The sequence below is a fragment of the Pseudomonas sp. GM55 genome, assembly GCF_000282395.1.
GTDB classification, from domain to species: domain Bacteria; phylum Pseudomonadota; class Gammaproteobacteria; order Pseudomonadales; family Pseudomonadaceae; genus Aquipseudomonas; species Aquipseudomonas fluorescens_CC.
Genome location: NZ_AKJJ01000084.1, coordinates 1 through 20716, shown reverse-complemented (window position 1 = coordinate 20716; position 20716 = coordinate 1). Strand labels below are relative to the sequence as shown.

General features: G+C 61.7%; 15 protein-coding genes. 14 read left to right on the top strand and 1 reads right to left on the bottom strand.

Going from position 1 to position 20716, the window contains the following annotated elements; genetic code table 11:
- The first annotated feature begins 360 nt into the window (after positions 1-360).
- From PMI31_RS21235 to PMI31_RS21220, 4 genes are read left to right on the top strand one after another with little or no spacing between them, the layout of a single operon-like run.
- Complete coding sequence (locus PMI31_RS21235; RefSeq protein ID WP_008020470.1) at positions 361-1248, top strand: TauD/TfdA dioxygenase family protein; 888 nt, start codon at positions 361-363, stop codon at positions 1246-1248.
- A 17-nt stretch (positions 1249-1265) separates the two neighbouring features.
- Positions 1266-2291 carry an ABC transporter substrate-binding protein gene (locus PMI31_RS21230; protein ID WP_008020468.1) on the top strand — a complete coding sequence of 342 codons (1026 nt, stop codon included), beginning with the start codon at positions 1266-1268 and terminating at the stop codon, positions 2289-2291.
- A gap of 5 nt (positions 2292-2296) precedes the next feature.
- On the top strand, positions 2297-3157 hold the full coding sequence (locus PMI31_RS21225; RefSeq protein WP_008020467.1) for an ABC transporter ATP-binding protein: 861 nt from the start codon (positions 2297-2299) through the stop codon (positions 3155-3157).
- A gap of 22 nt (positions 3158-3179) precedes the next feature.
- Complete coding sequence (locus PMI31_RS21220; protein WP_008020465.1) at positions 3180-4046, top strand: ABC transporter permease; 867 nt, start codon at positions 3180-3182, stop codon at positions 4044-4046.
- A gap of 28 nt (positions 4047-4074) precedes the next feature.
- Here PMI31_RS21220 and PMI31_RS30225 read toward each other — a convergent pair whose 3' ends face one another.
- Positions 4075-5103, bottom strand: coding sequence for an RHS repeat-associated core domain-containing protein (locus PMI31_RS30225; RefSeq protein ID WP_008020464.1), 1029 nt, complete (start codon positions 5101-5103; stop codon positions 4075-4077).
- A 351-nt stretch (positions 5104-5454) separates the two neighbouring features.
- Here PMI31_RS30225 and PMI31_RS21210 point away from each other — a divergent pair, with 351 nt between their 5' ends.
- The 10 genes from PMI31_RS21210 to PMI31_RS21165 all read left to right on the top strand — a co-directional run.
- A complete protein-coding gene (locus tag PMI31_RS21210; RefSeq protein ID WP_008020463.1) occupies positions 5455-6372 on the top strand; it encodes a LysR family transcriptional regulator in 918 nt (305 codons plus the stop codon).
- A 242-nt stretch (positions 6373-6614) separates the two neighbouring features.
- The gene (locus PMI31_RS21205; protein ID WP_008020461.1) at positions 6615-8147 is read left to right on the top strand and encodes an MFS transporter; all 1533 of its coding nucleotides are present in this window, start codon (positions 6615-6617) and stop codon (positions 8145-8147) included.
- Between the two features lie 26 nt (positions 8148-8173).
- A complete protein-coding gene (locus PMI31_RS21200; RefSeq protein WP_008020459.1) occupies positions 8174-9238 on the top strand; it encodes an HlyD family secretion protein in 1065 nt (354 codons plus the stop codon).
- The gene (locus PMI31_RS21195; protein WP_008020458.1) at positions 9235-10797 is read left to right on the top strand and encodes an efflux transporter outer membrane subunit; all 1563 of its coding nucleotides are present in this window, start codon (positions 9235-9237) and stop codon (positions 10795-10797) included. Before PMI31_RS21200 ends, PMI31_RS21195 begins: the two co-directional genes overlap by 4 nt.
- Before the next feature lie 79 nt (positions 10798-10876).
- Entirely contained in the window at positions 10877-11656 is a 780-nt protein-coding gene (locus PMI31_RS21190) for an efflux RND transporter periplasmic adaptor subunit (RefSeq protein WP_008020457.1), read from the top strand.
- On the top strand, positions 11653-12972 hold the full coding sequence (locus tag PMI31_RS21185) for an efflux RND transporter periplasmic adaptor subunit (protein WP_008020455.1): 1320 nt from the start codon (positions 11653-11655) through the stop codon (positions 12970-12972). Before PMI31_RS21190 ends, PMI31_RS21185 begins: the two co-directional genes overlap by 4 nt.
- Positions 12973-15069 carry a biotin/lipoyl-binding protein gene (locus PMI31_RS21180; protein WP_008020453.1) on the top strand — a complete coding sequence of 699 codons (2097 nt, stop codon included), beginning with the start codon at positions 12973-12975 and terminating at the stop codon, positions 15067-15069. It abuts the gene before it with no gap.
- Between the two features lie 119 nt (positions 15070-15188).
- Positions 15189-16772 carry a glycosyltransferase family 39 protein gene (locus PMI31_RS21175; protein WP_008020451.1) on the top strand — a complete coding sequence of 528 codons (1584 nt, stop codon included), beginning with the start codon at positions 15189-15191 and terminating at the stop codon, positions 16770-16772.
- A gap of 151 nt (positions 16773-16923) precedes the next feature.
- The gene (locus PMI31_RS21170) at positions 16924-17769 is read left to right on the top strand and encodes a sulfotransferase family protein (protein ID WP_008020450.1); all 846 of its coding nucleotides are present in this window, start codon (positions 16924-16926) and stop codon (positions 17767-17769) included.
- A 131-nt stretch (positions 17770-17900) separates the two neighbouring features.
- The coding region (locus PMI31_RS21165; RefSeq protein ID WP_008020447.1) for an Ig-like domain-containing protein at positions 17901-20716 on the top strand (2816 nt) is incomplete at its 3' end.

Genomic DNA, 20716 nt, shown 5'->3' with positions numbered 1-20716 from the left:
TCGTCGGAACGCCGCCCGGAGCAAGCCCGGCTCCCACAAGGCTCTCTGTTGAAACATGAACATGTGTTCGACACAAAAACCTGTGGGAGCCGGGCTTGCCCGCGATGGCGTCAGTCAAAACCCCACAAATATGTCAGTAAGTGACAAATAACGTCACTCCGCAATCCACCCAGTCCCTTTTCAATCGCCATATCATTATTCGATAATGGTATTTAAATTTCTATTCTTATATCTATAAAGTCAATCTCCTGCGTACCTGCCGACCAATCGGCGCGCCGCACGACACGAACCAACACGGGATCTCCGTGAGTTTCTGATCGACGCGCGCGCCTTTGAGCGTGCCGTGCGTGGGAGTGATTTATGTCTGCAGCTTCAGCTTCGCCAAGCATCGCGCCACAATTCTTTGAAATCCGTCCGTTCAGCGGAGCGGTGGGTGCCGAGATCATCGGTCTCGACCTGTCCCGCCCGCTCAATGATGACGATTTTGCCCGCATTCACCGGGCGCACCTGGACCATCATGTGGTGGTGTTCCGCGACCAGCGCATCACCCCCGAACAGCACATCGACTTCAGCCGTCGTTTTGGTGTGTTGCAGATCCACGTGCTCAAGCAGTTCCTGCTGGCTGGGCATCCGGAAATCCTCATCGTTTCCAACATCGTCGAAAACGGGCAGAACATCGGCCTGGGTGACGCCGGCAAGTTCTGGCATTCCGATCTCTCCTACAAACAACTGCCGAGTCTGGGCTCGATGCTGCATGCCCAGGAGCTGCCATTGGAGGGTGGCGACACGCTGTTCGCCGACATGCACAAAGCCTGGGACAACCTGCCGCGCGCATTGCGCAATGCCGTTGAAGGTCGCTCGGCCGCGCACTCCTACACCGCGCGTTACAGCGAGACAAAATTCGAAGGCAACTGGCGCCCGACCCTGACCCCGGAGCAGCTCGCCCAGGTCGCCGAAGTGGTGCATCCGGTCGTGCGTACCCACCCGGAAAACGGTCGCAAGGCCTTGTTCGTCAGCGAAGGGTTCACCACCCGCATCGTTGGCCTGCCGGAAGACGAGAGCCAGCAACTGCTGACCGAGCTCTACGCCCACAGCGTGTTGCCACAAAACATCTACCGCCATCGATGGCAGCCCCATGACCTGGTGTTCTGGGACAACCGTTCGCTGATCCACCTCGCCGCCGGATGCCCGAGCCATCTGCGCCGCAAGTTGTATCGCACCACCATCCAGGGCGACGCGCCTTTCTGATTTGTCGGAGATCGATCATGTCCAAACGTCTTCCATTTGCACCGCTGGCCGCGGCCATCGGCCTGGGTTTCAGCCTGATCGCCGGCAGCCTGGTGGCGCCGACCGTGGCTCATGCCGAAGGTGAAATCCGCATTGCCGAACAGTTCGGCATCGTCTACCTGCTGCTCAACGTGGTGCGCGATCAGAGCCTGATCGAGAAGTACGGCAAGCAGGAAGGCATCGACATCAAGGTCGACTGGACCCAGCTCTCCGGTGGCGCGGCGGTCAACGATGCGCTGCTCTCAGGTTCCATTGATATCGCCGGTGCCGGGGTCGGCCCGCTGCTGACTATATGGGACCGCACCCACGGCAAGCAGAACGTCAAGGCCGTGGCCTCCCTCGGCAATTTTCCGTATTACCTGGTGAGCAACAATCCCAAGGTCAAGACCATTGCCGATTTCACCGAGAAGGACCGCATCGCGGTGCCGGCGGTGGGCGTGTCGGTTCAGTCGCGCTTCCTGCAATACGCGGCTGCCAGGCAGTGGGGCGACAAGGAGTTCAATCGCCTCGACAAGTACACCATCGCGGTTCCGCACCCGGACGCTACAGCAGCGTTGATCGCTGGCGGTACCGAGCTGACCGGGCATTTCTCCAACCCGCCGTTCCAGGATCAGGCGCTGGAAAATCCGAACGTGCACGTGGTGCTGAACACCTACGACCTGCTCGGCCCGAACTCGCCGACCGTCCTGTTCGCCACCGAGAAATTCCGCAACGAGAACCCGAAAACCTACAAGGCATTTATCGATGCGCTGACCGAAGCGGCGCAATTCGCGCAGAACGACAAGGGCGCGGCAGCCGACACCTACATCCGCGTCACCAAGGCGAAGATCGACCGCGCCGCGCTGCTGAAAATCATCGACAACCCGCAGTTCGAATTCAGTGTCACGCCGAAAAACACCTACCCGCTGGCCGAGTTCCTCTACCGCGTGGGCGCGATCAAGAACAAGCCGGATTCGTGGAAGGATTACTTCTTCCAGGATGCCAAACCGCTGCAAGGGAGCTGACCGAGATGAACGCCCCTTTGCAAGGCCACACGGTCAGCAAACCGATCGCGGCAGCCCAGGCGCTGCTGTCGGTCGATAACGTCAGCCTCGAATACCGCACGCCGCAGCGCGTGGTGCGAGCGACCCACCAAGTCAGTTTCGAGATCGACCCGGCGGACCGCTTCGTGTTGCTGGGCCCTTCCGGTTGCGGCAAGTCAACCTTGCTCAAGGCGGCCGCCGGCTTCATCCAGCCCGTCGAGGGCGAGATCCGTCTGCAAGGTCAGCGCGTCGATGCACCAGGGCCGGACCGGATCGTGGTGTTCCAGGAGTTCGATCAACTGCCGCCGTGGAAAACCGTCAAGCAGAACGTGATGTTTCCGCTGCTGGCCTCGAAAACCCTCAAGCGCAAGGAGGCGGAAGAGCGAGCGCTGCACTATCTGGAAAAGGTCGGCCTGGCGGCGTTTGCCGATGCTTATCCGCACACCTTGTCCGGTGGCATGAAGGCTCGGGTCGCCATCGCCCGGGCGCTGGCGATGCAGCCGAAAATCCTCCTGATGGACGAACCCTTCGCCGCCCTCGATGCCCTGACCCGGCGCAAGATGCAGGAAGAGTTGCTCTTGCTCTGGGAGGAGGTGCGCTTCACGTTGCTGTTCGTCACCCACTCCATCGAGGAGGCGTTGGTGGTGGGCAACCGTATCCTGTTGCTGTCACCGCATCCGGGGCGCGTGCGCGCGGAAGTCCACAGTCATCAATACGATCTGCACAGTCTCGGCGGTGTGGCGTTCCAGGAGTCGGCGCGGCGCATCCATCGCTTGTTGTTCGATGAAGGCCAGTCGTCGGAAACCGAACGCGAGCTGGATTTCGCCGATATCCGCATCGCTTATTGATGCCAGTTCAGAGGAGGACCCGATGAGCCGTTTATCATCCCCGCGTGAAGAATTCGAAACCGTCCTGCAGCCATTGACCAGCGTGCCACTGGAGCGCGAACTGCCCCTCGGCCAACGCCTGTGGCAGCAGGGCTGGCTGCGTAAAAGCCTGATCCTGATTTTGCTGGCGATCGTCTGGGAAGCGGTCGCGCATTATACGAATAACGATTTGCTGTTGCCCGGTTTTACGCAAACCGCCAGCGCGCTTTACGGCGGCCTGCTCAGCGGCGAATTGCTGGGCAAGGTGTGGATTTCCCTGGTGGTGCTGCTCAAGGGCTATCTGATAGGCATCGTCCTGGCGTTCGGCCTGACCACGCTGGCGGTATCGACCCAGTTCGGTCGCGACCTGCTCAGCACCCTGACCTCCATGTTCAACCCGCTGCCGGCGATTGCCTTGCTGCCGCTGGCGTTGCTGTGGTTCGGCCTGGGCCAGAACAGCCTGATTTTCGTGCTGGTGCATTCGGTACTCTGGGCCCTGGCGCTGAACACTTACGCCGGTTTCCTCGGCGTCTCGGAAACCCTGCGCATGGCCGGGCGCAACTACGGCCTCAAGGGCATGCGCTTCGTCCTGTTCATCCTGATCCCCGCGGCGCTGCCATCGATCCTCGCCGGGCTGAAAATCGGCTGGGCGTTTGCCTGGCGCACGTTGATCGCCGCCGAGCTGGTGTTCGGTGCTACCAGCGGCAAGGGTGGGTTGGGCTGGTACATCTTTCAGAATCGTAATGAGCTGTATACCGACAAGGTGTTTGCCGGGTTGGCGGTGGTGATTTTGATTGGGTTGTTGGTGGAGAACCTGGTGTTTGATTCACTGGAGCGGGTGACGGTGAAGCGGTGGGGGATGCAGCGGTGAGTCTTACCTCACCGCATTCGTATGGAGACTAAAGAAGTTGCCTAATGCGTGCAATTTCTGCAAAGTTTACTCTTTGGTTTTGATTTCGCTGTGCTCCCACAGCAGCGACGTTAAAACCAAAATGTCCTTGTAGTACCACTGGTCGTGGTGGCGGATTAGTCGGGAAATAATTTCTGCGAGGAAGAGCTTCGGCCATTAAGACCTCATAACTTGGAGGCGGTATCGCTGCAGCCAGAGTGTCAGCATTCCATAAGGGCATGGGCGTCAGTTTCTCAGGTGTCGACTGTGCAGGGCCCCCTATAGGAGTGTTACGGAATCTATTACCACCGCTGGTGATTGGTGCTTGGCGTGGGGAATCGAGGGAGTAGTTGGTCAAATTATCTCGGGCTGCACCGCCTACATAGCCAGAATGTTGTTTAATTGTCGTTTGTCCGCTTTCGCCGATAGCTGGCGAACTTCTCCCTCTCGGGCCTGGCGCTCCGGCCACAACAGTGCCAAGTGTTTTAAATGCCCCGATCACTCCATCCTTATTTGGGGTCATAGCAGGTATATCTGGATCATTGGCGAAAGGCGCTCTAGCCGTTAGGCTTTTGCTATAGCTCTTGCCAGTTTGATCGGCACCACCGAAAAAAAAATCGAAGACACCCATGATGCGGCCTTTCGTTTTTTTAGAAAGGAAAGGAATCATCGGTTTATGCCCTGTCGGATCGGTCCAATTCACCGGGTCCCCCGCACAATACATATACGGATTCAACCCACCCCGCCCAAACGGGCTCCAGCTGTCCGGGCTATGAAACCGCATCAAGCGCGGGTTATAGGCGCGATAACCGTTGCCCAGCAAATACCAGCCAATGGTCGATTCACGCAATTGACCGTTGAAGCCCAAGCTCCCCACCACTTCCTGCTGCGCCGACTGTTCGCCATAGGCGGAATAACCGATGACATTTGTTTTGCCATCTACGATTTCGCCGATGACGGAGTTGCTGCGGTCGGCCGCCAACAGCACTGTCCGTTGCCAGGTCTGATGCTGTGGTTTAACTGGTTTTAGTTGAGGCATACCAAGATTCCTTTCGAAAGGAGCGAAATACACACTGGCTTGGTTTATACCCCGTCATTGTCAGTATTGGGAACTGGCAGAACTGATAGTGGCTCGGGGAAATAATCTGTGTTCGATGCCGTTTCGGCTGACTGCAAGGTTGTGAACATAGAGCTGTGACAGCGGTGACTATGCGGACACCTTCGCGGGCAAGCCTCGCTCCTACGAGATTCTTTGTTGAGCACAATTTTCAAGCTCACCGAGCACTCTCCGTAGGAGCCCGCGAAGAGGCCGGAACTGCCTACGCATCATTTGGAGGATGTTTGCTAGCATTGCGTCTGAATCAATCCAGATCAGCCATGAGTGCTCAGCATGCAACTCCCGGACATGAACCTCCTGGTCGCCCTCGATGCCTTGCTCGACGAAGGCAGCGTAGTGGGCGCCGCACGCCGGATGAATCTCAGTCCGGCGGCCATGAGCCGTACCTTGACACGCATCCGCGAGGCCATTGGCGATCCGATCCTGGTGCGCGCCGGCCGTGGCCTGGTGCCAACCCCCAAGGCACTGGCGTTGCGCGAGCAGGTGCGCAGTGTGGTGGAGCAGGCCGGGTTGCTGTTCCGTTCGGCCGATGCGGTGGAGCTGGGTTCGCTGCGGCGGCGGTTCAATATTCGGGCCAACGACTTCTTTGTCGGCGTCTACGGCGGCAAGCTGTTCGACACCCTTGACCGGCAGGCGCCGCACTGCGAATTGCGTTTCGTCCCCGAAGGCGATGGCGATGATGAGGCGCTGCGCGAAGGGCGGATCGATCTGAGTATCAGCAACACCCGGCCATTGACCCCCGAAGTGAAGATCCAGAACCTGTTTTCCACCCACTTCGTTGGCCTGGTGCGTGAGGACCATCCGCTGTTGGACGAAGAGATCACGGCGGAGCGCTATGCGGGTTATTCCCATATCAGCATGTCACGGCGTGGCATTGCCCGAGGCCCGATCGATACCGCGCTCAATGCCCTGGGGCTGGAGCGGCGGGTGGCGGTGATCGCGCCAAGCTTTCATGCGGCGATGTTTGCCTTGCCCGATTCAGACCTGATTCTGCCGGTGCCCAAGGAGGCCTTGCTGAGTGTGCGGCGACTGGGGTTGAAACTGCGCTCGTTCAACCTGCCGATTCCGTTGCCGACCCTGATGTTGACCCAGGCCTGGCACCCGCGCTTCGACAAGGATCCGGCGCACCGCTGGCTGCGTGAAACGCTGAAAACCTGCTGCGATGAGACGTGGCTGGCTGCGCAGCCATGAACTGATCAGTTCCCCTGTAGGAGCGAGCTTGCTCGCGAAAAACCCGAGAACACCGGGGGGGGGGGGGCACCTGCCAGCCAGCGTTATCGTTGACGACCATCGCGAGCAAGCTCGCTCCTACAGGGGGCAGGGGTTTTGTATTGTTGCGTTTAGCGCACTTATAACCTGCCGATAAGTTGATTTTCGTCAGGCATCACGCTTCCTAGAATGCTTCGGTATTTCCACTCCGGAGCTTGCAGTTCATGACCTCCCTTACGGCCACGGCACCTGTCACTGCGGCCAGCACGGCAATCGCTCCACCCGTCTTCGGCCCGCGGATAATCATCGGCCTGGTGGGCGTGTTGCTGGCGGTGCTGGTCTCGGGCCTGAACGAGATGGTGACCAAAGTCGCCCTGGCCGACATCCGCGGTGCGTTGGCCATCGGCTACGACGAAGGCACCTGGCTGGTGGCCTGTTACACCGCGACCTCGGTGGCGGCCATGGCGTTTGCGCCGTGGTGTGCGGTGACGTTCTCGTTGCGGCGTTTCACCCTGTGCGCCATCAGCCTGTTCACCCTGTTGGGTGCGCTGTGCCCCTTCGCCCCGAATTACGAAAGCCTGTTGTTGCTGCGCACCCTGCAAGGCCTGGCGGGCGGCGCATTGCCTCCCATGTTGATGACCGTGGCCCTGCGGTTTCTGCCTGCCAACGTCAAGTTGTATGGCCTGGCCGGTTATGCCCTGACGGCAACGTTCGGTCCGGGCCTGGGCACGCCATTGGCCGGGTTGTGGACCGAGTATGTCGGCTGGCAATGGACCTTCTGGCAAATCATCGCCCCGTGCCTGATTGCCATGGCCGCGGTGGCGTATGGCTTACCCCGGGATCCGCTGCGTCTGGAGCGCTTCAAGTCCTTCAACTGGTGCGGTGCGCTGCTGGGTTTTCCTGCCATCTGCATGTTGGTGATCGGCATTCTGCAGGGCAATCGCCTGGACTGGTTCGAGTCGAACCTGATCTGCGGTTTGCTCGGTGGCGGGCTGCTGTTGCTGGTGTTGTTCCTGGCCGGCGAGTGGTCGCAGCCGATGCCGTTTTTCAAGATGCAGATGCTCGGCATCCGTAACCTGTCTTTCGCCCTGCTGACCCTGGCGGGAGTGCTGGTGGTGTTGCAGGCGGTGATCATTATTCCGTCCAGCTACCTGGCGCAGGTCCAGGGTTATCGCCCGGTGCAGACCGCGCCGATCATGCTGCTGGCGGCACTGCCGCAATTGATTGCGCTGCCGTTGGTGGCAGCGCTGTGCAACTTTCGCTGGGTCGATTGCCGCTGGGTGTTGGGCCTTGGCCTGAGCATGCTGGTGCTGTCGTGCATCGGCGGCTCGCAACTGACTTCTGCGTGGATTCGTGACGATTTCTATGTGCTGCAATGGCTGCAGATTTTCGGTCAGCCCATGGCGGTGTTGCCATTGCTGATGCTGTCCACCGGCAGCATCAACCCGATGCAAGGGCCGTTCGCATCGGCCTGGTTCAACACCGTCAAAGGCCTGTCGGCAGTCATCGCCACCGGGGTGATCGAGGCGTTGACCACGGCACGCCTGCATTTTCATTCGACCATGCTGGTCGATCGCCTCGGCAACTCACCGCTGGCCGAGCGCGACAGCGCGAGTCTTGGTCATCGTCTGCATGAGCAAGCGGTGGTGCTCACTTCCTCCGATCTTTACCTGTGCATGGCCGGTATTGCCGTGACCTTGATCCTGCTGATTTTCTGGCTGCCGACGCGGATTTATCCACCGCGCGCACCGACCTGAATGCTCCACTGAAACAGAAGGTTTTTATGAACACTCAAGCAAAGCAGAAAATCACGGTTGCCCTGGCTGCCGCAGTGGCCGTCGGTGTGTTGCTGTACCTAGGGATGCCCGGCCTGTTCGGCAAGCGCACCCAACAGAACACCAACGATGCTTATGTCTCGGCGGACTTCACCCTGGTGGTGCCGCGGGTCGCCGGGTTTATCAAGCAAGTGCTGGTCGAGGACAACCAGCAGGTCAAAGCCGGGCAGTTGCTGGCACTGATCGATGACCGGGATTTGCGCGCAGCCGCCCAAGCCGCCGACGCCGAAACGCTGGTGGCCCGGGCGCAACTGCAAAACGCCCGGGCGACCCTGGAGCGCCAGGCGTCAGTGATTGCCCAGGCGCAATCCTCGGTGGTTTCGGCCAAGGCGGAAATGGCGTTTGCCGAGCATGAATTGAACCGCTACAACCACCTCGCCGGGGTGGGCGCCGGCACGGTACAAAATGCGCAACAGGCGCAAACGCGCATCGACCAGGCCTCCGCGCGGCTGGCCAACACCACGGCAGTACTGGCGGCGGAGCGCAAGCAAGTGGAGATCCTCACGGCCCAGCGCGACGCAGCCGAAGGTGGCCTGAAACGGGCGCAAGCGAAGCTGGAAATGGCCAGCTACGAATTGTCCTATACGAGGATCGTCGCACCACAGGACGGTATGGTCGGCGAACGCGCGGTGCGGGTCGGCGCCTACGTCACTCCAGGCAGCAAAATCCTCGCAGTGGTGCCGCTGGCACAGGCGTACGTGATGGCCAATTTCCAGGAAACCCAACTGACGGATGTGCAGCCGGGGCAGGCGGTGCAAGTGCGCGTTGACAGTCTGGGCGGTGCGGCACTGAACGGTCGCGTCGAAAGCATTGCGCCGGCCACCGGGGTGACGTTCGCCGCGATCAAACCGGACAACGCCACCGGCAACTTCACCAAGGTGGTACAGCGGATACCGGTGAAAATCGTGCTGGAGCCGGGGCAATCGCTGGCCGAGCGCTTGCGGGTGGGGATGTCGGTGGAGGCGAGTATCGATACCGTCAGCGCTGCTTTGAGTGAGGTGGCCAAGCGATGAAGATCTCCGTTGAGAGACCTGGCGCCTTCGCGGGCAAGTCGGATCGCCGCACCGCCGCTCCCACAGTTGACTGCATTCCCCTGTGGGAGCGGGCTTGCCCGCGAAGAGGCCCGTGGCAACAAATCACTCTGGGTGCCTTACTCATCATGAGTCTCAGCGCCTGCACCGTCGGCCCTGACTTTCACAAACCTCAACCCACACAAATCACCGAGTGGTCGAAACCCTCAAAGGCAGCCACCAGCCAAGTAACCGCCGAAACGATGAACGAGCGTTGGTGGGACGTGTTCAACGACCCGAAACTCTCGGCCCTCACGCAACGCGCCCTGACCGACAACCTCGACTTGAAGCTCGCCAGCAGCCGCTTGCAGCAAAGCCGTGCCGTTCGCCAGGTGATCACCGCCGACCGTTATCCGAATACCGCCGCCACGGGAAGTTACGCCCGAAAACGTAACAGTGGTGAAGGCCTGAGCGACCCGTCAGGGCACAACGGCCAATCCGCGTTCAACCTGTGGGATGCCGGCTTTTCCGCCTCCTGGGAGCTGGATTTCTGGGGCCGCGTGCGTCGGGTAACCGAAGCCGCCGACGCTAACCTGGACGTCGCCGAGAACGACCGACGCGGTGTGCTGCTGTCGGTGCTGGCCGAAACCGCTCAGGACTACATTCAATTGCGCGGCGTGCAGAACACCCGACTCGTCACCGAACAGAACCTCGACGTCGCCCGCCATAGCCTGAAGCTTTCGCAACTGCGCCTGGCTGACGGTGTCGCGACGGACCTTGATGTCGCCGAAGCCGCCGCACAGGTGGCGGCCATCGAATCGCGCCTGCCTGCACTGGAGCAGCGCCAGTGGCAGCTGATCAACGCCTTGAGTCTGTTGATGGGCGAGCCGCCCCAGGCATTGGCGGCGGAGTTATCCACAGATGCCCCCGTGCCACAAACCCCGCGACAAGTCGCCATTGGCTTGCCCTCGCAGCTGGCTGAACGTCGTCCGGACATTCGCCAGGCCGAAGCACGGCTGCATGCCGCCACCGCCAGCATTGGCGTGGCCAAGGGCGATTTCTATCCACGAATCACCCTGTCGGGGAACATCGGTTCCCAGGCCATGCAACTGAGTGATTTTGGCTCGTGGGGTTCTCGTTCGTTCGGGATCGGCCCGCAATTGAGCTTGCCGTTGTTCGACGGCGGCCGTTTGCGTGGTGTGCTCAATTTGCGCGAAGCGCAACAACAGGAAGCGGCTATCGCCTATCAGCAAACCGTGCTGCGTGCCTGGCATGAAATCGATGACCAACTGACCACCTACAACGCCAGTCAGTTGCGCCGCGACAGCCTGGCCGAAGCCGTGCGCCAGAACCGCATTGCGCTGGACACCGCACAACAGCAGTACGTTGAGGGCGTGGTGGATTTCGTCACCGTACTCACCGTGCAAGGGGCGTTGCTGGCCACGCAGGAGCAGTGGGTCGAGAGTTCGACCGGCGTGTCGCTGGCGGCCGTCGGTTTGTACAAGGCGTTGGGTGGAGGTTGGGAGTCGGTGTATCCATTGACCGAGACGGCGCAGCGTTAAAACGCAGGCAATGATGGCCATCTGCTTGACGCTAATCGTCGCTGTCGTAGACTCCGGTAATCCGAAAGGGAGTACGGTCATGCGGATTTTCTGTGTGTTGGGGTTGGGATTGCTCTTCGCCGCGAGCGTTGCCCAGGCGCAAACGCCTGGGGCAGACGACCCGCTTGCGCAAATGGATGCGGGTGCCAGTGCCGCAACCAGCACCGAGGCCCGCGGTGTATTGCGTGCCCGGGATCAGGCCGTGCTGGCCAGTGAGGTGCCTGGGCGGATTGTCGAATTGCCGTTCAGCGAGGGGGAGTCGTTCAAGAAGGGCGATACCCTGGCGCGGTTCGATTGCTCGGCCTATCAGGCGCAACTCAATGCCGCTCAAGCGGCCAGCCGTGGCGCGGGTGAAGAACTGGCGCACAACCGGCAACTGGCCGCGCTGAACTCGGTCGGGCGTTTCGAAGTGGCTCGTGCCGAGGCCAAGGTCAGCGAAACCCAGGCGCAGTCCCAGGTGTATCAAGTGCAGGTCAAACGTTGCAACGTGCTGGCGCCGTTCGATGGCCAGGTCGTCGAGCGCAAGGTACAGCGCTATGAAAGCGTACCTGCCGGCGCGCCCTTGCTGGACGTGGTCGATAATCGCACCCTGGAAATCCATCTGCTGGTACCCTCGCGCTGGATGGCCCGACTCAAGCCCGGCCAGACCTTCAGTTTTGTTCCCGATGAAACCGGCAAGCCATTGGACGCGACCGTCAAGCGCCTGGGCGCACGAATCGATGAAGGCAGTCAGACCCTGCTGCTGGTGGCCAGCGTACCCAACGCCAGCGGGTTGCTGGCGGGGATGAGTGGCACTGCGCACTTCGCGGAGTTCAAGTGAACGCGCCGGTGAACGGCGGCGCCGAACAGGTGTTTGCGCGTTTTCTTGATCTTGAGCGCCAGACCCGCGCCGCCCAAACGCCCACCCAGTTGGCCTACAGCCTGGTCAATGATGGACAGGCACTGTTCGGCTTTCGCCATGCGGCACTGTTGGTCGCCGGGAAGGTGCAGGCCGTGACCGGTGTCAGCATGGTGGAGCCGAACTCACCTTTTGTAGCGTTCGTCGAGCAGGCGGTGGCGCAGCTGTTCAAGCGCGAACAGTTGCAGCAGGCGCGGGTCATTGCCGCCGATGTCCTCGGCGAGTCACTGCAGGCTGAATGGCAAAGCCTGTCGGCGGCGCAGGTGTTCTGGCTGCCGCTGATCGATCGCCAGGGCGCGGTGTTCGGTGGGTTGTGGCTGGCCCGGGACGTTGCGTGGAACCCTGCCGAACAAGTGCTGCTGGCGCAATTGGGCGATACCTACAGCCATGCCTGGCAAGCGTTGCAACCGCGCAAGCCCTGGCGCTTGCGCTGGACGCGCAAACGCCAGGGCTTGCTGGTTGCAGTGCTATTGCTCGGGCTGTTGATCCCGGTGCGCCAGTCCGTTTTGGCTCCGGCCGAAGTGGTGCCGCTGGGCGGTCGGGTGGTGGCGGCGCCGCTGGACGGGGTCATTGCCGAGTTCCTGGTCAAGCCCAATCAAACGGTGAAGACCGGCGAAGTGCTGCTGCGCTTCGAAAGCACCACGCTCAAGGCTCAGGCTGATGTCGCCGAGCGCGCCCTCGGGGTTGCCGAGGCGGAACTCAAGGCCAACTCCCAGCGTTCGTTCGCCGATGCCGAATCCAGCTCGAAACTGGATTTGCTGGCCGCCCGGGTCGAACAGAAACGCGCCGAGCGTGACTACGCACGTGAGCTGCTCAAGCGCAGCGAAGTGCGTGCCGAGCGCGATGGCATTGCGGTGTTTGCCGATGCCGAACGCTGGACCGGCAAGCCGGTGCAGACCGGCGAGCGACTGATGGAAATCGCCGATCCGGCGCAAGCGCAATTGCGTATCGAGCTGGCCGTGGGGGATGCGATCTCCCTGGAGCCGGGTGCTGAAGTCGCATTGTTCCTCGACAGTGACCCGCTGCAACGCCATCTGGCCAGACTCGAACGTTCGGCCTATGAAGCGCAACCCACGGCGGGCGGGCAATTGGCCTATCGCCTGGATGCGAATTTCGACGCGGCACCCCCGCGCATCGGTTTGCGCGGCACGGCGAAAATCTTCGGTGACCGGGCACCGCTGGCGTTGTACCTGCTGCGTCGACCGCTGGCCGGCTTGCGTCAGAGCGTGGGCCTGTAAATGAGCCTGCCCGGCCTGCGTGCCGACCTGCAGTTGTCCCCGGCAGCGCCGGCACTGGACGGCGCACCCTGCTGGACGCTGGCCGACCCGGTACGGGGGCGCTACTTCAAGCTCGGTACGACGGCGATGCGCTTGTTGCGTCACTGGTCGCTGGGCGAGCCCGAGCAGGTCCTGCAAGCGGCCAATTGTGAGCCGGGATTGGCGCTGGACGGTGCGGACCTGGAGCAGTTGCTGGCGTTTTTGCGCAGCCACGACCTGATTACCGCCCTCGATCCCCAGCAGCGTGCCAGTTACAGCTTTAAAGCGGCAGCCCAGCGCCAGAGCCTGTGGCAAATGTTGCTCCATCAGTACCTGTTTTTTCGTATTCCGCTGTGGCGTCCCGAGCATTTTCTCAATCGTGCCTGGCCATGGCTGGAGCGCTTTGGCCCGCGAGCGCTGCGCTACGGATTGCCCGCTGTGCTGGGGTTGGGGGTGTTTCTGGTGTCGCGGGACTGGCAGCGATTCATGGCTACTTTTCCGCATCTGTTCAGCCTTGGCGGCGCATTGGCGTTTGGCGTGGCCCTGTTCTTCGCCAAGGTGTGCCATGAGTTCGGTCACGCGTTCATGGCCAAGCGCGCCGGGTGTCGGGTACAGAGCATGGGCGTGGCGTTCATGGTGCTGCTGCCGATGTTCTATACCGATGTCAGCGATGCCTGGCGGGTCAATGATCGCAAGGCCCGGTTGCTGATTGGTGCCGGCGGTGTGCTGGCCGAGTTACTGCTGGCGTGCATGGCCTTGCTGGCGTGGTCGTTGCTGCCCGACGGTCCCGCCCGCACCGCCGCGTTCATGCTCGCCAGTGCTACGTGGATCACGACATTGGTGGTCAATCTCAACCCGTTCATGCGCTTTGACGGTTATTTTTTACTCAGCGATTTCTGGCAGGTCGATAACCTTCAGGGGCGAGCGTTTGCCTTGTGCCGCTGGCGTCTGCGCGAATTTTTGTTTGGCTATGGCGCAGCGGCGCCGGAGCCTTGGTCGCCGACCATGCAACGGCGTTTGCTGATCTGGGGGTATGGCTCATGGTTGTGGCGCGCGGCATTGTTTTTCGGGATCGCGCTGGCGGTCTATCACCTGTTCTTCAAAGTGTTGGGGATCTTCCTGATGCTGGTGGAACTGGTCTGGTTCATCTTTCTGCCCATCATGAGTGAATGGCGCCAGTGGTGGGGTCGCCGCGAGCAGGCACATGGGCCGCGTGTGCTGCTCAGCAGCCTGGTGTTGCTCGGGCTGTTGCTGGTGCTCATCCTGCCGTGGCGCAGTGCCGTCGAGGTGCCGGCCATGCTGGAAGCGGGCAGGGTCAGCACTTTGCATGCGCCGGTAGCGGCGCGGATCAAAGCCGTGAATGTGTATGACGGGCAGTCGGTGGCGCAGGGTGATGTCCTGATCGAACTGGAGTCGCCGGATCTCGATTCGCGGCAGGCCATTGCGCGCCGGGAAATCGAGATTCAGCAATTGCAAATGCGCCGTCAGGCCAGCCGCAGCGAAACGGCTTCCGATGCCGCAATTGTCGAGCAGCGCTTGGCCGAAGCGGTCGCCGAGTACCGTGGGCTGGCGGCTCAGCGCGAGCGATTGCTGTTGCGCGCGCCCCATGCCGGCACGGTGCGTGATCTGCTGGCGCAATGGACGGTGGGGCGCTGGTTGTCCACTCGGGAGCCGCTGGCCCGGGTGGTCGGGGAGGGCGTGCGCTTGCGTGGCTATCTGGCCGAGGCTGAACTCTGGCGCGTGGCGCCGGGCGCCACCGGGCGGTTTATCGCGGATGATCCGATGCATCCGGCGATTGCCGTGCAACTGAGTGAAATCGATACCAACGGTGCGGCGTTTGTCGATCAGGAGGCACTGACCTCCGATCACCACGGACCGATTGCCGTGCGTCGTGATCAGCATCAACGGGCCGAGCCGGTACAGGCACAGTACGGCGCGCGGTTGACCACGCTTGATCAGCCCCCGGCGCCTGTGCAGCCATTGCGCGGCGTGGCGGTGTTGCAAGGCCGTGGCGAGTCGGTGCTGGGCGTTGCCTGGCGACGCGTGGCGGCGCTGGGTGTCAGGGAAAGCGGTTTTTAGATCGACCGACCCTCGCCGCCGCAGGTCGTTTCGTCAACGGGCCAGCATCGACGATGCTCGGCCTGAAGGTCTAAAGTGAACCGCAAGTAAACTGTCACTGAGCGTTGCAAGGGGAAGCAATGGAGGCGCGCAGAGAAACGCCGATGGGCGACACCCAGGGGCCACACGCGAACCCTGGTTTCGTCAGGGGCGCGCAACCGATGATTCGCTGGGCGCGGGAGCATTGGCTGGTGCCGATCCTGGTGCTGGCGGCGCTGGTGCGCTTCTACGATCTGACCGCGGCTGCGATCTGGGGCGACGAGGGTTCCAGCCTGTTGCTGGCGCGATATTCATTGCCGGACATCTGGCTTCATGCAGCCTACGACGTGCATCCGCCGCTGTATTTCATGCTCCTGCACAGCTGGATGGCGGTCTTCGGTGACGGCATTTTTTCGATTCGCTGCCTCAGCGCCCTGCCGGGCATCGCCTCGGTCGGGCTCGGCGTGTGGCTGGTGGATCGACTGGCTACCCGCCGCGCCGCGATACTCGCCGGCTTTCTGCTGGCGCTGCTGCCCACGGCGGTTCGCTACAGCCAGGAAGTGCGCATGTATTCGCTGTTGGGGCTGTGGTTGCTCGGGGCGACGATTGCCCTGGCGTACTGGGTCCGCAAACCGCAACGCCGACGCTATCTGGTGATCTACGTCCTGCTCATGAGCGCGGCGTTCTACACCCATTACTTCACTGCGCTCTGCGTGCTTTGCCATTGGTTGTACCTGGGCATCGTCCGCGTGCAGCCGGGGTATCGCCTGCGGCATATCCAGCGCGGCGACTGGTGGCTGGCGAACCTGGCCATTGTCGTGCTGTACCTGCCGTGGTTGCCGGGGCTGGTCGATCTGTTGCAGCACATCGATCAACTCAAGGCCAATGGTGATGTCGGCTGGGAAACGCCGGTCACCTTCGGGTCCCTGCCGTCCATGGTGTGGTCGCTGTTGACCCAGGACGATGGCGAAAACCTGTCGCCGCTGGTGTTTGCCACCCTGCCGCTGGCCATGCCGATATTGGCCGGGGTGGCGCTGGTGCGGGACCGCAGTGTGTTCCGGGGCAGCGCATTGCTGGCGGTCTACACCTTCGTGCCGATGCTGCTGGTGTTCGCGGTGTCGTTCATTTCGCCGATGTTCATCGAACGCTATCTCACCGTCTATGCCCTGGGCCTGCCCATGCTGGCGGCGTTGGCGATCGATCGCCTGTACAACGGCTCCCGCGTGCTGGCGCTAACGGTGCTGGTGCTGTTTGTCGGTGTCGAACTGGTGGGCGTGAACAACAACGCCACGGTAGATATCCATGACCAGGTCAATGTCATGGTCGATGACGTCAACCAGCACTTCCAGCCCGGCGATCAAATCGTCACCAGCGACATGCTCTGGTACTTGAGCTACGTCTACTACAACCGCACCGATGCCAAGCCACTGCTGTACACCCCGCCACATGCCGACGGAACCTCGAGTCGTCCGAATGACTATGGTTTCGGCACCCTGACGGCACCGGAGGAATACCTCGACAGCCTCGGCGATTTGCCCAAGGGCACCCGGCGTATCTGGTTGATCAGTACCGCCGACGTGCCGGATGAGTTTGCCCCTGTGCCCGCTCAATGGCAGTTGGGCCGTCAGGTAAAGGCCGGTGGCGTTCTCGCCAGGCTGTACTTGTCGGCAATGGCCGGGAAATAAGCTGCATCGAAGCTAAAACGCTTCATCCGTTCATTAGGTGTTAAAAAAGCGGATTTCCAGTGGAATTGACTCCGAATTGATATCAAAACACCACTAGGCGAACACTTTTCCTTCGGTTACGCTTTGTCCTACAAAAGGATTTAACGTCAAGGTGAAGGGATTGCACCAATTTCACTTTATTTCCGGTTTGCCGCGCTCAGGCTCGACGCTGCTTTCTGCCATTCTTTTGCAGAACCCGCGTTTCCATGCCGGAATGACCAGCCCCGTCGGTTCCCTGTTTTCCGGCGTTCTGGACCAGTGCAGCGCGGGCAGCGAGTTCGGCGCGGTGATCGACACCGACATGCGCCGCCGCCTGTTGCGCGGCCTGTTCGATTCCTTCTACGCCGACAAGGCCGACAAACCGGTGGTGTTCGACACCAATCGCCTTTGGAGCGCCCGACTTCCGGCCATCAACGATCTGTTTCCCAAGGCCAAGGTGATTGCCTGTGTGCGCAACGTCGCCTGGATCATGGACAGCATCGAGCGTCTTTACCGCGCCAATCCCTATGAAAACACCAAGCTCTTCGGCGATGCCGTCGAGCGCAACACCGTCTACAGCCGTTGCGAAACCCTGGCCCAGCGCAATCGCCTGGTGGGTTTTGCCTGGGCGGCACTCAAGGAAGCCTATTACGGCGAATATGCCGACTCGTTGCTGATCATCGACTATGACTTGCTGACCCAGGCACCGGAGCGGGTACTGCGGCTGGTCTACGACTTTATCGACGAGCCCTGGTTCGAGCACGACTTCGAGCATCTGGCGTACGACGCCCCGGAATTCGATCAAGCCCTCGGGGTGACCGGCCTGCACAAGGTCAGACCCAAGGTTGCCGTACAGGCCCGGCGCACCATCCTGCCGCCGGACCTGTTCAAGCAATACTCAGACTTGTCCTTTTGGCTCGATGGCTCTGCCAGCGCCGCCAATGTCATTCGTATGAAGTCCGACGCCGCGAACATTTGATCGCGGCGTTTTTCATTGATGCATTACGTAAATTCGTTCGAATTCGGGTGAGCAGCATGTGGTGGACCATTTTTGGCGGGGCAAAGGCAAAGTCACGGGTGACCGAAGGCCAACGGACGCCAGCGGCGCCCATGATCATGTCCCTTGAACCGCGCATGCTGTTCGACGGCGCCGTCGCCGCCACGGTGGCCGATACCGCCGCCCAGGCCGATAGCCATTCCACGGCCGATACCGCCAAGACGCCGACTGCCGATCACCCGACGGCCAGCCAGGACACCCACGGCCAGGCCGATGCCACAGCGGCGGCCAGCCCCGTTGCGGTGCCCGGGCAGAGCGTGGTGTTCGTCGACTCCCGGGTGAAAGATGCCGACAGCCTGCTCAAAGGCGTGGCGCCCGGGACCCAGGTGGTGAAACTGGACGCGGGCAAGGATGGACTGCAGCAGATCGCCGACTACCTCGATCAGCATCAGGGCATCAGCTCGGTGCAGATCATCGCCCACGGCAACGCAGGCGACCTGTGGCTGGGCGACAGCTATCTGTCGGCTGACAACGTCGCCGCCCGCAGCGCGGTGCTGGCGGAAATCGGCAAGGACATGAATGCTGGCGGCGACATCCTGATCTACGGCTGCTACACCGCCGCAGGCGAGCGTGGCCTGAGCTTTGTCGACTCGCTGGCGCAAATGACCGGCCGCGATGTAGCGGCTTCGAACAACCGTACCGGCGTGGGCGGTGACTGGGATCTGGAAATCGTTACCGGCAACATCGAGAGCGCCAACGTCCTCTCGGCCACGGCCATGAGCGACTACCAGTGGGGCCTGGCCACCTGGACCGCCACCAACAACGCCAACACCGGCGTCGGCTCGTTGCGTGCAGCGCTGGCCTCGGCGCAGAACGGCGACATCGTCACCTTCAGCGGCGGCATGACGGTGCAGTTGACCTCCGAATTGCTGATCAACAAGAACGTCTACGTTGATGGCGACTTGAACAACGACGGTGTGGCAGATGTGACTCTCGATGGTCAGTACAAGACCCGAGTGATTGAAGTGGCGTCTGGCAGCACCGTGACGCTCGATGGACTGGTGATCACCCGTGGTCTGGTATCGGGCAACGGTGGCAACGGTGGCTACGGCGCCACGGGCGCGATGGCCGGGGGAATTTTCAACGCAGGGATTCTGACCCTGAAAAACGTTACCGTGACCTCCAACGCCGCTTCCGGTGGCGGTGGTGGTGGCGGTGTCACCGGCGCTTTTTACGGCGGTGGCGGTGGCGGTGGCGGCGGCTTGGGCGGCCAGGGCGGCGGGCATGGCGGTTCGGCAGGGCCGGGCACCGGCACGTTGGGCGGCCAGGCGGGCAGCGGCGGTGTCGGTGGTTATGGCGGCGGTTATGACGCCACCCACATGGGCGGTCGCGGCGGTACCAGCACTGGCGGGGCTGGCGGGGTGGGCGTTTCCTATTACAGCAACGGCGGTAACGGTGCGACGGCCACCAATGGCACGATTTCCATTGGCGGTGGCGGCGGCGGGGCCGGTTGGGACAAGGTAGGTGGCGCCGGCGGCAACGCGGTGGGCGGGATCTACAACGCCAGCAGCGGCACCATCACCGTCATCGGTACGTCGACCATCAGCAACAACATCGGCGCCGGTGGGGGCGGTGGCGGTGGCGGTGGCCAAGGCAGCAATGCCAGTAATGGCGGCGTGGGCGGCCGGGGCGTCGGTGCGATCTGGAACAAAGGCACGCTGCTGATGACGGCCGCCAACTTCGCGGCCCTTGCCGGTAATGCCGCGGCCAGTGGTGCGGGCGGTGTTGCGCAGGGCGGAGGTTCAACCGGCACCTCGCCTACCTCTTTCGCGACTATCTACAACGACGGTGGTGTACTCAACACTGCGTATTCGCCACCGCCGACCGCCACCATTGTGGTCGCTGACACCACACTGAGCATCGGCGAAACGTCCTTGGTGACGATTACCTTTTCCGAGGCCGTGACCGGTTTCACCAACGCCGACCTGACCATCGCCAACGGTACACTCACTGCAGTGAGCAGTAGTGACGGCGGCATCACCTGGACGGCAACGTTCACCCCGTCCGCCAGTATTTCCGATACGACCAACGTCATCACCCTGGACAACACCGGGGTGATCAACGGTCTGGGCACCGCCGGCGTCGGCACCACCAACTCCAATAACTACACGGTCGACACTGTACGCCCGACCGCGACCATCGTAGTGGCGGACAATGCGTTGAGAGTCGGCGAAACTTCGCTGGTGACCATCACCTTCAACGAAGCGGTCACCGGTCTCACCAACGCGGACCTGACGATTGCCAACGGTACGCTCACGGCGGTGAGCAGCAGCGACGGCGGCATCACCTGGACGGCGACCTTCACCCCGACCGCCAGCATCACCGATACGACCAACCTGATCACGCTGGACAACACCGGGGTCAGCGACCTGGCGGGCAATGCCGGGAGCGGCACCACCGATTCGAACAACTACGCCATCGATACCGTGCGCCCGACCGCCACGATTGTGCTGGCCGATACGACGCTGACCGCCGGCGAAACCTCGCTGGTGACCATTACGTTCAGCGAAGCGGTGAGCGGCTTCACCAATGCCGACCTGACGATTGCCAATGGTACGCTCACGGCGGTGAGCAGCAGCGATGGTGGCATCACCTGGACCGCGACCTTCACCCCGACGGCCAGCATCAATGACACGACCAACCTGATCACCCTGAACAATACTGGGATCAGCGATCTGGCAGGCAACGCAGGGAGCGGCACCACCGATTCGAACAACTATGCGATTGATACGCTCCGTCCGACCGCGACCATCGTGGTCACGGACAATGCGCTGAAAATCGGCGAAACCTCGCTGGTGACGATCACCTTCAGCGAAGCGGTCACCGGGTTCACCAACGCCGACCTGACCATCGCCAACGGTACGCTCAC

What these genes read in the sequence shown, in the direction of transcription:
- PMI31_RS30225 (WP_008020464.1), bottom strand. Translation starts at nt 5,103, where the DNA reads ATGCCTCAACTAAAACCAGTTAAACCACAGCATCAGACCTGGCAACGG.
- PMI31_RS21190 (WP_008020457.1), top strand. Translation starts at nt 10,877, where the DNA reads ATGCGGATTTTCTGTGTGTTGGGGTTGGGATTGCTCTTCGCCGCGAGC.
- PMI31_RS21225 (WP_008020467.1), top strand. Translation starts at nt 2,297, where the DNA reads ATGAACGCCCCTTTGCAAGGCCACACGGTCAGCAAACCGATCGCGGCA.
- PMI31_RS21180 (WP_008020453.1), top strand. Translation starts at nt 12,973, where the DNA reads ATGAGCCTGCCCGGCCTGCGTGCCGACCTGCAGTTGTCCCCGGCAGCG.
- PMI31_RS21230 (WP_008020468.1), top strand. Translation starts at nt 1,266, where the DNA reads ATGTCCAAACGTCTTCCATTTGCACCGCTGGCCGCGGCCATCGGCCTG.
- PMI31_RS21175 (WP_008020451.1), top strand. Translation starts at nt 15,189, where the DNA reads ATGGAGGCGCGCAGAGAAACGCCGATGGGCGACACCCAGGGGCCACAC.
- PMI31_RS21195 (WP_008020458.1), top strand. Translation starts at nt 9,235, where the DNA reads ATGAAGATCTCCGTTGAGAGACCTGGCGCCTTCGCGGGCAAGTCGGAT.
- PMI31_RS21220 (WP_008020465.1), top strand. Translation starts at nt 3,180, where the DNA reads ATGAGCCGTTTATCATCCCCGCGTGAAGAATTCGAAACCGTCCTGCAG.
- PMI31_RS21205 (WP_008020461.1), top strand. Translation starts at nt 6,615, where the DNA reads ATGACCTCCCTTACGGCCACGGCACCTGTCACTGCGGCCAGCACGGCA.
- PMI31_RS21210 (WP_008020463.1), top strand. Translation starts at nt 5,455, where the DNA reads ATGCAACTCCCGGACATGAACCTCCTGGTCGCCCTCGATGCCTTGCTC.
- PMI31_RS21235 (WP_008020470.1), top strand. Translation starts at nt 361, where the DNA reads ATGTCTGCAGCTTCAGCTTCGCCAAGCATCGCGCCACAATTCTTTGAA.
- PMI31_RS21200 (WP_008020459.1), top strand. Translation starts at nt 8,174, where the DNA reads ATGAACACTCAAGCAAAGCAGAAAATCACGGTTGCCCTGGCTGCCGCA.